Source organism: Streptomyces sp. SBT349 (genome assembly GCF_001083795.1).
Classification (GTDB): Bacteria; Actinomycetota; Actinomycetes; order Streptomycetales; family Streptomycetaceae; genus Streptomyces.
This window is the reverse complement of sequence record NZ_LAVK01000009.1, coordinates 1-14640: the sequence shown is the minus strand read 5'-3', so window position 1 is coordinate 14640 and position 14640 is coordinate 1. Positions and strand designations below refer to the sequence as shown.

Here is a 14640-nt window from a genome sequence, read left to right as displayed (position 1 = left end):
GCCGAGCTGCACGTCGGTGCCGCCCGCGGTGGACGGTGTCTCGTTGACGCTCACCGGTCGACGCCTCCCATCACGGGGTCGATGGACGCCACCGCGACGATGACGTCGGCGAACATGCCGCCCTCGCACATCGCCGCCATGGACTGGAGGTTGGTGAAGGAGGGGTCGCGGAAGTGGACCCGGTAGGGCCGGGTTCCGCCGTCGCTGACGATGTGCACCCCGAGCTCGCCCTTGGGGGACTCGACCGCCGTGTAGACCTGCCCCGGCGGCACGCGGAACCCCTCGGTGACCAGCTTGAAGTGGTGGATCAGCGCCTCCATGGAGGTGCCCATGATGTTCTTGATGTGGTCCAGCGAGTTCCCCAGGCCGTCGGGGCCGAGGGCGAGCTGGGCGGGCCAGGCGATCTTCTTGTCGGCCACCATGACCGGTCCCGGCTCCAGGCGGTCGATGCACTGCTCGACGATGCGCAGCGACTGCCGCATCTCCTCCAGGCGCAGCAGGAACCGGCCGAACGAGTCGCAGGTGTCGGTGGTCGGCACGTCGAACTCGTAGTTCTCGTACCCGCAGTAGGGGTCGGTCTTCCGCAGGTCGTGCGGGAGCCCGGCGGACCGCAGGATGGGGCCGGTGGCGCCGAGGGCGAGACAGCCGGCGAGGTCGAGGTGGCCGACGTCCTTCAGCCGCGCCTTGAACACCGGGTTGCCCGTGCAGAGCTTGTCGTACTCGTCGATGTTCTTGCGCATCTTGGTGATGAACTCGCGCAGCGAGTCGACCGCGCCCGGCGGCAGGTCCTGGGCGAGGCCCCCGGGGCGGATGAACGCGTGGTTCATGCGGAGCCCGGTGATCAACTCGAAGATGTCGAGGCAGAGTTCGCGGTCGCGGAACCCGTAGATCATGACCGTCGTGGCGCCGAGCTCCATCCCGCCGGTGGCGATGGCCACGAAGTGGGAGGAGAGCCGGTTGATCTCCATCAGCAGGACGCGGATGATGCTCGCCCGGTCCGGCACGTCGTCGGTGATGCCGAGGAGCTTCTCCACGCCGAGGCAGTACGCCGCCTCGTTGAAGAACGGCGTGAGGTAGTCCATGCGCGTGACGAACGTGGTGCCCTGCGTCCAGGTGCGGTATTCGAGGTTCTTCTCGATCCCGGTGTGCAGGTAGCCGATGCCCGCCCTGGCCTCGGTGACCGTCTCGCCGTCGATCTCCAGGATCAGCCGCAGCACGCCGTGTGTGGAGGGGTGCTGCGGGCCCATGTTGACGATGATCTTCTCGTCGTCGCCGCGCTCGGCGACCTCCTGGGCGATCCCGTCCCAGTCGCCGCCGGTGACGGTGTAGACGGTGCCTTCCGTGGTCTCCCTGGCCCCCGCGGGCCGGGTCGCGTGTGTGGTCATCAGCTGTACGACCTCCGCTGGTCGGGTGCCGGGATCTGGGCGCCCTTGTACTCGACGGGGATGCCGCCGAGCGGGTAGTCCTTGCGCTGCGGGAAGCCCTGCCAGTCGTCGGGCATCATGATCCGCGTCAACGCGGGGTGACCGTCGAAGACGAGGCCGAAGAAGTCGTAGACCTCGCGCTCGTGCCAGTCGTTGGTCGGGTAGACCTCGACGACGGACGGGATGTGCGGATCGGCGTCGGGCGCGCTGACCTCGACCCGGATGAGCCGGCCGTGGGTGAGCGAGCGCAGGTGGTAGACGGCGTGCAGTTCGCGGCCCGCGTCGGCGGGGTTGTGCACACCGCTGACGCCGGTGCACAGCTCGAACCGCAGCGCCGGGTCGTCCCTGAGGGTCCGCGCGACGGCGAGCAGGTGCTCGCGGGCGATGTGGAACGTGACCTCGCCGCGGTCCACGACGGTCTTCTCGATCGCCGTCCCGGGGTCGATCCCCTGTTCCTCCAGGGCCCCTTCGAGTTCGTCGGCGACCTCGTCGAAGTACCCGCCGTACGGCCGCGAACCGGCCCCCGGCATCCGGACCGTCCGGGCCAGCCCGCCGTAGCCGGTGGTGTCACCGCCGTTGTCGGCGCCGAACATCCCCCGCCGCTGGGCGATGGCCTCTCCGGCCTCCCCACGCGGCGCGGGAACGTCGTTTGTGCTTGTGTTCCCGTTCACCTGCACATCTCCCTAGCAGGTCCATTCCCAACACGACCATCCCCCACCAGACGCCGAACACCGACCCCAAGCCCACCCCGACCTGCGGAGATCGGACGTCGAGACACAAGCCCGTACGGCCCTGCGGAGGCCCGACACAGAGGCACAAGCCCGTCCCGCCCTGCGGAGGCCCGGACACCGGGCGTGAGACCGCCCCGCCCCGCCAAGGTCCGGATACCGGGCGCAAGCCCGTCCCGGTCTGCGGGGGTCCGGCGTGGAGGCGCAAGCTCGGGGGCGCTCGCGCGACGAAGTCCGCGTGGCGGCACCGGCGTCGCGCCGGAGCGCCCCGCCCGGCCCGCGCGGCCAGCGCACCTCATCGGAGCAGCCCCTTCATCTCGATCGTCGGCAGCGCCTTGAGCGCCGCCTCCTCCGCCTCGCGGGCCGCCTGCTCGCGGTTGATGCCGAGCTTCTCCTCGCGGATCTTCGCGTGCAGCTTGAGGATCGCGTCCATCAGCATTTCCGGCCGCGGGGGGCACCCGGGCAGGTAAATGTCCACGGGGACGACGTGGTCGACACCCTGGACGATCGAATAGTTGTTGAACATGCCGCCCGACGAGGCGCAGACGCCCATGGAGATAACCCACTTGGGATTCGGCATCTGGTCGTACACCTGTCGCAGCACCGGAGCCATTTTCTGGCTGACCCGGCCGGCCACGATCATCAGGTCGGCCTGGCGCGGCGAGCCACGGAACACTTCCATGCCGAAGCGGGCCAGGTCGTAGCGGCCCGCCCCCGTGGTCATCATCTCGATGGCGCAGCACGCCAGCCCGAACGTCGCGGGGAAGATGGATGATTTCCGCGCCAGCCCCGCCAGATTCTCGACGGTGTCGAGCAGAAATCCACTGGGCAGCTTTTCTTCGAGACCCATCAGGATTGCCTCTCTCTCAGTCCCATTCGAGTCCTCCACGGCGCCAGTCATAAGCGAAGGCAACGCCGATGAGGCCGACAAAAATCAGCATCTGCACCAGACCGAACATCCCCAGCGAATCGAAGTGCACGGCCCAGGGATAGAGAAAGACGATCTCGATGTCGAAGATGATGAACAGCATCGCCGTCAGGTAGTACTTGACGGGGAACCGACCGCCGCCCTCGGGCTGTGGGGTCGGCTCGATGCCGCACTCGTAGGCCGACAGCTTCGCCCGGTTGTACCGCTTGGGGCCGACGAGGGCGGCCGTAACCACGGAGAAGACGGCAAAGGCCGCCCCGAGGGCGCCCAGCACGAGGATGGGAACGTACGCGTTCACCGCACTCGCTCCTTCCAGTCGACGGCGACTGCTGCTACCGAAAGATCAACGCTATGTGAGTCAGTTCACAAGGCAAGAGGTATCTTATGCCTCGGCTCCTGTGACCCACGACACGGGCCCCCCATCAATGCTGTGATCTCTCCCACCCGGGCATCGGATCAAGCCACTTGGTCCGGGACGTTCCCGGCAATGCCGTTGATCGCCGGGCCGCTCGCGGCCAAGCTCATCCGGTGCCCGACATCGCTCTCACCACCGCCGTCGCCCTCTGTCTCGCCGCCGCGCTCGCCGGGTGGGTGGACGCGGTCGTCGGCGGCGGGGGGCTGCTCCAGCTGCCCGCACTGCTGATCGGGCTGCCCGACCTCTCCCCCACCTACGCGCTGGGCACCAACAAGGCCGTCGCCGTGACCGGCACCTCGATCGCCGCGGTCACCTTCGCCCGCGAGGCCCCGCTGGACCGGCGGCTCGCGCCGCGGCTCGGCGCGCTGGCCCTGGCCTCGTCCGCGGGCGGCGCCCTGCTCGCCTCGGCCGTGGACAAGCGCCTGCTCCAGCCGTTGATCATGGTGATGCTGCTGGCGGTGGCGGCGTTCGTGGTGCTCAGGCCGCGGTTCGGCGCCGCGGGCGCCGACCGCGTCCCGACCCGCCGCAGGGTCGGTGCGGCACTGCTGGTGGCGGGCGTCGGCATCGGCTTCTACGACGGCGTCCTCGGCCCCGGGACCGGCACGTTCCTGGTCATCTCGCTGGTGGCGCTGCTGCACATGAACCTGCTCAAGGCATCGGCCACCGCGAAGGTCGTGAACGTCGGCACAAACCTCGGCGCCCTGGCCGTCTTCACCGCCCACGGCACGGTGCTGTGGGGGCTGGCCGCGCTGATGGCGGTGTTCAACATGGCCGGCGGCTGGGCGGGCGCGCACATGGCGCTGCGCAGGGGCAGCGGCTTCGTCCGCGTGGTGCTGCTCGTCGTGGTCGCGGGACTGGTCGCCAGGCTCGCCTACGACCAGTGGTGGCCGTGAGGTGCGCCACAGTGGACGGCGGGGTTCCGGGGTGACCATTGATGGACGGAAGGGCCGCGTGGTAGTCCGCCGGGGGCCCGCGACATTCCGGACAACACGCAGGACACGACGGCACACCGGCCGGAAGGACCGACTCCCGGAGGAAGCGGCACTCCGGACAAAAGGGCCACCAAGTCGTCGCGCACCTGTCAAATGTGGCCTATCACACGAACATTGAGATCAACCGCGTCTGCTGGTAGCCGTTATCTGCATGTCCCCAATTCGTTACCGAGGTCGGCACCGAAAACCCCGGCCCTCCCGCACCGGCGGTCTGATCCGCGGCGGCGTCCTCACCGGCGTCGTCGGCACGGTGGCCGTCACCGGCTCCAGCGCCCAGGCGCTCGCCGCCGAGAAGCCCACCGAGTCCACCGGTGAGCTCCCCGCCCTCGACCTGGCGCTCGCCCACGGCGCCGACCGAGCCAGCCAGGCCACCGCGGCCTATGTCTCGGAGGCCGAGACCCAGCAGAACCGGCGGCTCGCCCAGAGCCGCGCCGCCACCGAGGCCAGGAGCGCCGCGGCCGACCGCCGCGCCGAGGCCGAGGCCGCCGCCGAGCGCCGCGCCCAGGAGGAGGCCGAGCGCCGGGCCGCCGAGGAGGCCGCCGCACGGCAGGAGGCCGAGGAGGCCGCCCAGGAGCCCCGGACGCTCTCCGCGCCCGCCTCCGCCCCCGCCACGGGCGGCAGCGCCGCCGCCGTGGTGGACTTCGTGACCTCGCAGCTCGGCGACGCCTACTCCATGGGGTCCTCAGGGCCCGGCGCCTGGGACTGCTCCGGCCTCACCCAGGCCGCGTTCGCCGGCGTCGGCGTCTCCCTGCCCCGCACCGCGGCCGAGCAGTCGGTGGCGGGCACGCAGGTCTCCCTGGACGCCCTCCAGGCCGGGGACATCCTCTACTGGGGCGGGGCGGGAAGCGCCTACCACGTGGCCGTCTACACCGGCGACGGAACGTTCATCGGCGCGCAGAACCCCTCCAGCGGCGTCGTCCAGCAGACGCTCGACTGGGACCCGCCGACCGGCGCGGTCCGCGTCCTCTAGAACGCCTCAAGAACGCCGCTGGAACGCCGCGTTCGGCGAGGGGCGCCGCACCCGCGGCGCCCCTCGTCGCGTCTCACGCCCGCGGCGCGACCTTCGTCAGGCCGTTGATGACCCGGTCCATGGCGTCGCCGCCGGTCGGGTCCGTCAGATTCGCCAGGAGCTTCAGCAGGAAGCGCATGAGCACCGGGTGGCTCAGCCCGCGCTCGGCGGCGATCCTCATCACCCGCGGGTTGCTGATGATCTGCACGAAGGCGCGGCCCAGCGTGTAGTACCCGCCGTAGGTGTCGCGCAGCACCTTCGCGTACGCGCGCAGCGCCACCTCCCGCTGGGCGGGCGTCTGCCGGGCCAGCGCCTGGCTGATGACCTCGGCCGCGATCCGCCCGGACTCCATGGCGTACGCGATGCCCTCCCCGTTGAACGGGTTCACCAGGCCGCCCGCGTCGCCCACCAGCATGAGCCCGCGCGCGTAGTGCGGCTTGCGGTTGAACGCCATGGGCAGCGCCGCGCCCCGGATCGGCCCGGTCATGAACTCGGGGGTGAACTGCCACTCGGTGGGCATCGAGGCGCACCAGGTGCGCAGCACCTCGCGCCAGTCGAGCTCCTTGAAGGAGGGCGAGCTGTTCAGCACGCCGAGGCCGACGTTGGAGGTGCCGTCGCCCATGCCGAAGATCCAGCCGTAGCCCGGCAGCAGCCGCTCGCGGCCCTCGCGCCGGTCCCACAGCTCGAACCAGGACTCCAGGTAGTCGTCGTCGTGGCGGGGGGAGGTGAAGTACGTCCTGACCGCGACGCCCATGGGCCGCCGGTCGTCCCGGTGCCGCCCCATGGAGAGGGAGAGGCGCGAGGAGTTCCCGTCGGCGGCGACGATGACGGGCGCGGTGTAGGTGACGCGCTTCTTCTCGTCGCCGAGCTTGGCCTCGACGCCGGTGATCCGGCCGGTCCTCTCGTCCCTTATCGGCCCCGAGACGGCGCACCGCTCGGTCAGCCGCGCGCCCGCCTTCTGGGCGGCGTGGGCGAGCTGCTGGTCGAAGTCGTCGCGCTTGCGCACCAGTCCGTAGTCGGGGAACGAGGCGAGCTCGGGCCAGTCGAGCTGGAGCCGCTGGCCGCCGCCGATGACCCGCAGCCCGCGGTTGCGCAGCCAGCCCGCCTCCTCGGAGACGTCGATGCCCATGGCGATCAGCTGCTTCGTGGCCCGCGGGGTGAGGCCGTCGCCGCACACCTTCTCGCGCGGGAAGCCGGTCTTCTCCAGCAGGGCCACGTCGAGACCGGCCTGGGCGAGGTGGTAGGCGGTCGTGGAGCCGGCGGGTCCGGCCCCGACGACGATCACATCAGCGGACTCGGGCACGGTGGCTCTCCCATCGATAAGGGCGGGGTGGACAAAAGTCTATTGGTCGCGGCTCTTGACCCCGCGGTGCAGGGCCACGATCCCGCCGGAGAGGGTCCGCCAGGCCACGTGCCGCCAGCCGGCCGACCCGAGCCGCCGGGCGAGCTCGGCCTGATCCGGCCAGGCGCGGATGGACTCGGCGAGGTAGACGTAGGCGTCGGGACTGCTGGAGACGCGGGTGGCGACGGCGGGCAGCGCCCGCATCAGGTACTCGGAGTAGACGGTGCGGAACGGCGCCCACGTGGGATGGCTGAACTCGCAGACCACGAGCCGTCCTCCGGGCGCGGTCACGCGCAGCATCTCGCGCAGCGCGCCCTCGGTGTCCTGCACGTTCCGCAGGCCGAAGGAGATGGTCACGGCGTCGAACACCCCGTCGGCGAACGGCAGTCGGGTGGCGTCGCCCGCGACGAACGGCATCCACGGCTTGCGGCGCTTGCCCTCGGCCAGCATGCCGAGGCTGAAGTCGCAGGGCACGGTGAACGCCCCCGCCGCGGCGAACGGCTCGGCCGAGGTCCCGGTCCCGGCCGCGAGGTCGAGTACCCGCTCCCCGGGCCGGGCCGCCACGGCGCGGGCCACCGCGGCGCGCCACCGCCGGTTCTGGCCGAGGGCCAGGACGTCGTTGGTGAGGTCGTAACGGGCCGCCACGGCGTCGAACATGGCGGCGACCTCGCGGGGCTTCTTGTCGAGGGAGGCACGAGTCACGGACCCATTCTCGCCGATGGCCCATTGCCCCGTTCGGGGGACATGGCCCGTCACGGCGTGAACCCCGCGCACCGGAGCAACTACCGTGCCGGGCATGACTCAGCTCTCCCGTGTCCTGTTCACCACGACGGCGGCCACCGGTGCCGTGCTGGCCGGCGCGGGCGGCGCCTCGGCGGAGATCGTCTCGGACCAGGCCGTCGCCGCGGCCGTCCCGGTCGTCTTCGACTCCCTGGAGGCCGCGGTGGACCCTGCCCTCGACCTCAAGCTCTACCCGCTGGGGAACACGGCGGCCGACATCCTGGACAACTCGGTGGGCACCACCGTGGCCGACTTCCAGCCGGTGGGCACCCACATGGTCACCGGCCCGATCAGCGACGGCGCCTCGGCCCGCGAACTGCCGGGCGCCCTGGTGGGGGGCCTGCTGGGCGGGCTCCCGGTCTCCCTCCTCCCGCCCGGCTCGACCGGCTCGACCGGCTGACCGGCCCCCTCACCCCGCCACCTCGTAGGGGACGGCCTCGCGGGCGGCGTGGAGGGCCCCGGCCCACCAGGCGAGCTGGTCGAGCATGAGCGTGGCCGAGCCCCGGTGGCCCTCGGCCTCGGTGAGGCGCCCCTCGCCGTCGAAGAGCTCCCAGTACCGGGTGAACGAGACCGCCTCGCTGACCGTGACCGCGTGCATCTCGGAGAAGACGGGCCGCAGTTGCTCGACGGCGCGCAGGCCGCCCGCCGCCCCGCCGTAGGAGACGAAGCCGACCGGCCTCGCGCGCCACTCGGCGTAGTGCCAGTCGATGAGGCTCTTCACGGACGCCGGGAAGCTGTGGTTGTACTCGGGCGTCACCACCACATAGGCGTCGGCCGCCGCCAGCGCCTCGGAGAGGTCCCTCATCCCCGGCGGGCGGCCCGCGGGGACGGTGGACGGGTCGGGACCCGGCAGCTCGATCGGCAGGGCCGTGTCGGCGAGGTCGATCAGGTCCACCTGGAAGCGGTCGTCCCGGCGGGCCTCGGCGAGGAACCAGTCGGCCACCACGGGGCCGAACCGTCCCTGCCTGACGCTGCCGAGGATGACGGCGAGCCTGAGCCGCGGCTGGGGGGTCGGGGACATGCGCAATCCACTCCTCGGTGACAACGGACGAACGAAGCGAACATCGTTCGTTGCAAACAGCGTACGACACGAACGGTGTTCGTCCAACGTTATGCTGAGCCCATGCACCGAGCCGATCAGCCCGTCAGCCGCCGCACCCGCCCGGCCAAGGCCGCGTTGACCCGGGACGGCATCGTGGACGCCGCCCTCGCGGTGCTGGACGCGGACGGCCTGGACGCGGTCAGCATGCGCCGCGTCGCCCAGCTCCTGGACACCGGGGCGGCCAGCCTCTACGTCTACGTCGGCAACCGCGACGAGCTGCTCGCCCTCATGCTCGACCGGGTCCTGGCGGCGGTCCCCCTCCCCGGCGCCCCCGCCGCCCCCCAAGACGGCGCGCGCGACTGGCGCGAACGCCTGCTCGCGCTTCTGTACGACGTCACCGTGACGCTGAGCCGCCGGCGCGGCATCGCCTCGGTCGCCTTCGCCCGGGTCCCCGACGGGCCGCACGCGCTGGCCATCGCCGAGCGGGTGCTGGACCTGCTCGCCGAGGGCGGCGTCGAGCCGCGCACCCGCGCCTGGGCGCTGGACACGCTGATGATGTACGTCTCGGCCACCGCCCTCGAACTCTCCCTGCTCCAGGAGGGTTCGACCGCCGGCGAGCCCGCCGGGGAGCCCCTCGCGGTACCGGCCGACCGTTACCCCCGCATCGCCGAGGCCACCCCGTTCCTCGGCGACGACTGCGGCATGGCCCGCCTGTCGTGGGCGCTGAACGCCCTGGTGAACGGCGTTCTGGCCACGGCCGTCGAGGACGACCCCAGATAACGGCGAGGTAAATCCCCGCTCCCCCAGCCTTGACAGGGATCGCTCGATGGGCAACATTTCCGCTCACGACTGAACATCACGGTAGCGGTCGGCACAAGGAGGTGCATGTCGTGGCTGTGGCCGATGGCATACCCAAGCGCAACGATGTTCCGGCCTGGCGCAAGAAGGAGACCGGCGTCGCCCTCGTCTTCCTCGCGCCCGCGCTCCTCGGCTTTCTCACGTTCTACGCCTGGCCCACGGTCCGCGGCCTCTACCTCAGCTTCACCGACTACGACCTCCTGAGCGCCCCCGAGTTCTCCGGCCTGGACAACTACCGGCGGCTGATGGAGGACGAGGTCTTCTGGAACTCCCTCTGGGTCACGCTCCAGTACGTCTTCATCAACATCGGCGCGCAGACCGTGATCGCCCTCGGTCTCGCGGTGCTCATCCACCGCCTCACCCGGTCCACGGTGATCCGCGGCGTCATCCTGCTGCCCTACCTGATCTCCAACGTCGTCGTCGCCCTCGTCTGGTACTGGATGGCCGACTTCAACCTCGGCATCGTCAACGAGGCGCTCGGCTGGGTCGGGTTCGACGCCATCAGCTTCTTCGGCGATCCCGACTGGGCCATCCCCACCATCGCCGGCATCAACGTCTGGCGCCACATGGGATACACGGCGCTGCTGATCTTCGCCGGGCTCCAGACCATCAACCGCGACGTCTACGAGGCCGCGGCCGTCGACGGCGCGGGCGAGGTGCGGATCTTCTTCAGGATCACGCTCCCGCTGCTGCGCCCGGTGCTCGCCCTCGTCCTGGTCCTCACCGTCATCGGGTCCTGGCAGATCTTCGACACCGTCGCCGTCACCTCCCAGGGCGGCCCGGTCGACTCGACCCGCGTGATCCAGTACTACATCTTCGACCAGGCGTTCACCCGCTTCGACTTCGGCTACGCCTCGGCGATCGCGGTGGTCCTGTTCGTCATCCTCGCCGGCATCGCCCTCGCGCAGCTCAAGCTGCTGCGCGCCGGCGAATCCGACCAGTCCTGAAGGGGGCCCATCGATGACCGCCGTCGTTCAGCCCGCCACCGCGGAGCCGGGCGGGGAGTCCCGCCCCGGGGAGAACCTCCCCGGCGGACGCGCGCGCCGCCCGTTCAACCCGGGACGCCTCCTGGCCTGGGTCGTCCTGTTCCTCTTCGTCGTCCTCACCCTCGCGCCGTTCCTGTGGATGCTGCGCACCGCGCTCTCCAACAACCGGGTGCTGTTCACCGAGCCGGGATCGCTGCTCCCGGTGGACTTCACCTGGGGCCCGTTCGAGCGCGTGCTCGGCACCGCCACCACCGCGGAGGCGCAGGCCGAGGGCGGCTCGGGCGCCTCGATGCGCTTCTGGACCTATCTGCGCAACTCGGTGATCGTCTCGACCCTGATCACCGTCGGGCAGGTCTTCTTCAGCGCCCTGGCGGCCTACGCGTTCGCCCGGCTGCGCTGGCCGGGGCGCGACAAGGTGTTCTTCGTCTTCCTCACCGCGCTGATGGTGCCGCCGGTCTTCACCATGCTGCCCAACTTCGTGCTGATCAAGAACCTCAACCTCATCAACACCTACCCCGGCATCGTGGCGCCGTTCTTCTTCATGACGCCCTTCGCCGTCTTCTTCCTGCGGCAGTTCTTCCTCGGCATCCCCCGCGAGCTGGAGGAGGCCGCGATGATCGACGGCGCCGGCTACTTCCGGGTCTTCTTCCGGATCATCCTGCCGATGAGCTCGGCCCCGATGATCACGCTCGGCATCCTCACGTTCATCAACGCCTGGAACGAGTACTTCTGGCCCCAGCTCGTCGGCCAGGAGGAGAGCGTCCGGGTGCTGACCGTCGCGCTCAGCGCCTTCCGCACCGCGACGCCCCAGACCGGACCCGACTGGGCCGGGCTCATGGCGGCCAGCCTGATCGCGGCCATCCCCACGGTGCTGATCTTCCTGATCTTCGGCCGCAAGATCGTCAACTCCATCCAGTTCACCGGCATGAAGTAGGAAACAGGAGGCGGAAGCGATGAGAACCACCATGCGACGCGCCCGCGTCCTCGCGGCCGGCGCCACGGCCGCCGCCCTCACCCTGACGGCCTGCGGCAGCGGCGCGGTCGGCGGCGACGGGGGGACCACGATCACCTACTGGCTCTGGGACGCCAACCAGCAGCCCGGGTACCAGCAGTGCGCCGACGACTTCGAGGCGGCCAACCCCGACATCGACGTCAGGATCGAGCAGCGCGGCTGGGACTTCTACTGGACCGGCCTCGCCCTCGGCCTCGTCTCCGAGTCCGCGCCCGACGTCTTCACCGACCACCTCTCCTACTACCCGGAGTACGTCACCCGCGACCTGCTCCTCCCGCTGGACGAGTTCGTCGAACGCGACGACCTGCCCATGGACATCTACGAGGAGGGCCTGGCCGACCTGTGGGTCGGCCAGGACGGCAACCGGTACGGCCTGCCCAAGGACTGGGACGCGGTCGGCGTCTTCTACGACCGGGACATGACCGAGGAGGCGGGCATCACCGAGGACCAGCTCGCGAACATGACCTGGAACCCGGAGGACGGCGGCACCTACGAGGACATCATCGCCCGCCTCACCGTGGACACCAACGGCGTGCGCGGCGACGAGCCCGGCTTCGACAAGAACAACGTCGACACCTACGGCATCTGGATGCAGCTCGGCACCTCCTGGAACCACGGCCAGACCCAGTGGTCCATGTACGCCGCGGCCAACGGCTGGCAGGCCACCGACCAGAACCCCTGGGGCACCGAGTTCAACTTCGACGACCCGGCCTTCCAGGAGAGCATCGCCTGGTACAAGTCGCTCATCGACAAGGGCTACATGCCCAGCCTCGCCGCCCAGGAGGGCGTCCAGGCGCCGGACCAGTTCGCCGCGGGCAACACCGCCATGATCACCGACGGAAGCTGGATGACCGGCACCTACTTCGGCCTGGAGGGCAAGAACCCGGGCATCGCCCCCACCCCCGTCGGCCCCACCGGCGAGCGGGCCAGCATGTTCAACGGGCTGGCCGACTCCATCTTCGCGGGCACCGACCACCCCGAGGAGTCCTGGGAGTGGGTCAAGTACCTGGCCTCGCCCGACTGCCAGCGTGTCATCGGCGACCAGCACGTCGTCTTCCCCGCCATCACCGAGGCGTGGGAGATCGCCCAGGAGCGGTACGCGGAGGACGGCATCGACGTGAGCGCGTTCACCGATCACGTCACGGACGAGACCACGTTCCTCTTCCCCATCGCCGAGAACCCGGGCGCCATAGGGGCGCTCATGGTCCCGGCGTTCGAGCGGGTGATCTCGGGTCAGTCCCCCGTCGAGTCCTTCTCGGACGTCAACGAGGACATCAACGACCTCTTCAGAGAGCCGGCTGAATGACGTGGAGCTCCGGGTGGGCCGTGCCGCCCTCGATCGCCGTCGAGGACAGGTGCGACACCACCCGGTCGTCCACGGGGTCGTTCGCGGGGTCCTCGTGCACCACCAGGTGCTCGTAGGTGGTGGCCCGCTGCGCCGGCACCCGCCCGGCCGCCCGGATCAGGTGCAGCAGCTCCAGGCGGTTGGAACGGTGCCTGGCGCCGGCCGAGGAGACCACGTTCTCCTCCAGCATCACCGAGCCCAGGTCGTCCGCGCCGTAGTGCAGCGACAGCTGGCCGACCTCCTTGCCCGTGGTCAGCCACGAGCCCTGGATGTGCGCCACGTTGTCCAGGAAGAGCCGCGCCACCGCGATGATCCGCAGGTACTCGAAGAGCGTCGCCTGAGTCTGGCCCTTCAGGTGGTTGTTCTCCGGCTGGTAGGTGTACGGGATGAACGCCCGGAAGCCGCCCGTGCGGTCCTGCGTGTCCCGGATCATCCGCAGGTGCTCGACGCGCTCCGCGTTGGTCTCCCCGGTGCCCATCAGCATCGTGGACGTCGACTCCACGCCCAGCCGGTGCGCCGTCTCCATGATCTCCAGCCAGCGCTCCCCCGACTCCTTCAGCGGCGCGATGGCCTGCCGCGCGCGGGCGGGAAGCAGCTCGGCCCCGGCCCCGGCGAACGAGTCGAGCCCCGCCGCGTGGATGCGCGAGATCGCCTCCTGGGCGCTCACCCCGGAGATCCGCGCCATGTGCTCCACCTCGGAGGCACCCAGCGAGTGGATCACCAGCTGCGGGAACTCCCGCTTGATCGCGGCGAAGTGGCGCTCGTAGTACTCCACGCCGAAGTCGGGGTGGTGGCCGCCCTGGAACATGATCTGCGTTCCGCCCAGCTCCACCGTCTCCGCGCAGCGCCGCAGGATGTCGTCCAGGTCCCGCGTCCACGCCTTCTCGCTCTTGGGCGCGGCGTAGAACGCGCAGAACTTGCACGCCGTCACGCAGGCGTTGGTGTAGTTGATGTTGCGCTCGATGATGTACGTGGCGATGTGCTCCGTGCCGGCGTAACGCCGTCGGCGCGCGGCGTCGGCGGCGCGCCCCAGCGCGTGCAGCGGCGCGGAGCGGTAGAGCTCCAGCGCCTCCTCGTGGCTGATCCGCCCGCCCTCGGCGGCACGGTCGAGCACGGTCAGGAGCTCTGCACTCTGCCCCATCGAACCCATGGGAGGTTCCCTTCTCACAGCGGCGCGAACCAGCGTACGTCACCCGTTCTCAGGAGCTGGGGCGCAGTTCGCCGCTGATCACATCGCCCTGGGTGTTGCTCTCGTAGTGCAGGACGTCGTCCCCTTCCATGTTCCCCTCCATACTGACGAACGCCTGGAAGGGGTCCTGGGTGCACGCCTGCGGGCCCGCCGACAACTCCGTGTCCGGCACGGCGTCGAAGGTGATCCGGTCCTCGCCGACCTCGGCCAGCGTCAGCCGGTCCACGCAGGTGGCGAGCCCGAGCAGGTCCGTCCAGCTGACGGTGCCCACCTCGTCCCCGACCCCGCCGGGCTCCAGGGTGATCACCAGATCCCCCACGTCGAGCCCGCCCACGGCCTGGGAGCTGCCCTCCCACTCGCCGACGAAGGACTCGGGCAGCGCGTTCGCGCCGGGCTCGGGATCCTGCCCCCCGGTGCCGCCGTCGCCGCCCTGGGCGGTGCCTCCCGAGGCGCCGGGGTCCTCCTCCGCGCCGGCGAAGAGGCCGGACGCCCAGCCCGCGGTCAGCAGCGCGGCCACGGCCGCCGCGACCACGGCGAGCGGCCAGCGCCGCCGCCGTCCGGGAGACCCCTTGCCCGGCTCGGGGGTGGGA

Annotated in this window: 15 protein-coding genes and 1 pseudogene; 7 read left to right on the top strand and 9 right to left on the bottom strand. The window is 70.6% G+C overall.

Features of this window, described 5'->3' with window-relative positions:
• Positions 1–50: 50 nt before the first annotated feature.
• The 4 genes from ADY01_RS02235 to ADY01_RS02220 all read right to left on the bottom strand — a co-directional run bounded on the left by ADY01_RS02235 (position 51) and on the right by ADY01_RS02220 (position 3378).
• Positions 51–1388, bottom strand: coding sequence for an NADH-quinone oxidoreductase subunit D (locus ADY01_RS02235; protein WP_078899924.1), 1338 nt, complete (start codon positions 1386–1388; stop codon positions 51–53).
• On the bottom strand, positions 1385–2095 hold the full coding sequence (locus ADY01_RS02230) for an NADH-quinone oxidoreductase subunit C (protein WP_234320011.1): 711 nt from the start codon (positions 2093–2095) through the stop codon (positions 1385–1387). Before ADY01_RS02230 ends, ADY01_RS02235 begins: the two co-directional genes overlap by 4 nt.
• 352 nt (positions 2096–2447) lie before the next feature.
• Positions 2448–3002: a NuoB/complex I 20 kDa subunit family protein gene (locus ADY01_RS02225; protein ID WP_049564650.1), complete on the bottom strand. Its 555-nt coding sequence runs from the start codon at positions 3000–3002 to the stop codon at positions 2448–2450.
• A gap of 16 nt (positions 3003–3018) precedes the next feature.
• A complete protein-coding gene (locus tag ADY01_RS02220) occupies positions 3019–3378 on the bottom strand; it encodes an NADH-quinone oxidoreductase subunit A (RefSeq protein WP_049564647.1) in 360 nt (119 codons plus the stop codon).
• A gap of 230 nt (positions 3379–3608) precedes the next feature.
• Between ADY01_RS02220 and ADY01_RS02215 the strand changes: the two genes are divergently transcribed.
• Entirely contained in the window at positions 3609–4388 is a 780-nt protein-coding gene (locus ADY01_RS02215; protein WP_049564645.1) for a sulfite exporter TauE/SafE family protein, read from the top strand.
• Between the two features lie 250 nt (positions 4389–4638).
• Positions 4639–5457, top strand: coding sequence for a C40 family peptidase (locus ADY01_RS02210; RefSeq protein ID WP_049564643.1), 819 nt, complete (start codon positions 4639–4641; stop codon positions 5455–5457).
• A gap of 73 nt (positions 5458–5530) precedes the next feature.
• On the opposite strand, the gene ADY01_RS02205 is transcribed toward ADY01_RS02210, so the two are convergent.
• Both ADY01_RS02205 and ADY01_RS02200 read right to left on the bottom strand, forming a co-directional pair.
• The gene (locus tag ADY01_RS02205) at positions 5531–6799 is read right to left on the bottom strand and encodes a geranylgeranyl reductase family protein (protein WP_234320010.1); all 1269 of its coding nucleotides are present in this window, start codon (positions 6797–6799) and stop codon (positions 5531–5533) included.
• 39 nt (positions 6800–6838) lie between these two features.
• The gene (locus tag ADY01_RS02200; RefSeq protein WP_049564638.1) at positions 6839–7540 is read right to left on the bottom strand and encodes a demethylmenaquinone methyltransferase; all 702 of its coding nucleotides are present in this window, start codon (positions 7538–7540) and stop codon (positions 6839–6841) included.
• 94 nt (positions 7541–7634) lie between these two features.
• Between ADY01_RS02200 and ADY01_RS02195 the strand changes: the two genes are divergently transcribed.
• Positions 7635–8018 (top strand): hypothetical protein, encoded by a 384-nt coding sequence (locus ADY01_RS02195; RefSeq protein ID WP_063784087.1) that lies wholly within the window; start codon positions 7635–7637, stop codon positions 8016–8018.
• 9 nt (positions 8019–8027) lie between these two features.
• Here the strand turns inward: ADY01_RS02195 and ADY01_RS02190 are convergent, their stop codons facing one another.
• A complete protein-coding gene (locus ADY01_RS02190; protein WP_049564633.1) occupies positions 8028–8639 on the bottom strand; it encodes an NADPH-dependent FMN reductase in 612 nt (203 codons plus the stop codon).
• Positions 8640–8741: 102 nt separating this feature from the next.
• On the opposite strand from ADY01_RS02190, the gene ADY01_RS02185 reads away from it, so the two are divergent.
• The 4 genes from ADY01_RS02185 to ADY01_RS02170 all read left to right on the top strand — a co-directional run bounded on the left by ADY01_RS02185 (position 8742) and on the right by ADY01_RS02170 (position 12822).
• Positions 8742–9440: a TetR/AcrR family transcriptional regulator gene (locus ADY01_RS02185; RefSeq protein WP_053170432.1), complete on the top strand. Its 699-nt coding sequence runs from the start codon at positions 8742–8744 to the stop codon at positions 9438–9440.
• A gap of 116 nt (positions 9441–9556) precedes the next feature.
• A complete protein-coding gene (locus ADY01_RS02180) occupies positions 9557–10465 on the top strand; it encodes a carbohydrate ABC transporter permease (protein ID WP_234320013.1) in 909 nt (302 codons plus the stop codon).
• 13 nt (positions 10466–10478) lie between these two features.
• Positions 10479–11438 carry a carbohydrate ABC transporter permease gene (locus tag ADY01_RS02175; protein WP_078899920.1) on the top strand — a complete coding sequence of 320 codons (960 nt, stop codon included), beginning with the start codon at positions 10479–10481 and terminating at the stop codon, positions 11436–11438.
• Positions 11439–11457: 19 nt separating this feature from the next.
• Complete coding sequence (locus ADY01_RS02170) at positions 11458–12822, top strand: ABC transporter substrate-binding protein (RefSeq protein WP_199826144.1); 1365 nt, start codon at positions 11458–11460, stop codon at positions 12820–12822.
• Here the strand turns inward: ADY01_RS02170 and mqnC are convergent.
• Positions 12803–14002, bottom strand: coding sequence for a cyclic dehypoxanthinyl futalosine synthase (gene mqnC, locus ADY01_RS02165; RefSeq protein ID WP_049564721.1), 1200 nt, complete (start codon positions 14000–14002; stop codon positions 12803–12805). The two genes, ADY01_RS02170 and mqnC, sit on opposite strands and share 20 nt — an antisense overlap.
• Positions 14003–14060: 58 nt before the next feature.
• Positions 14061–14640 (bottom strand): annotated as a pseudogene (locus ADY01_RS02160) (hypothetical protein); the annotation flags it as partial.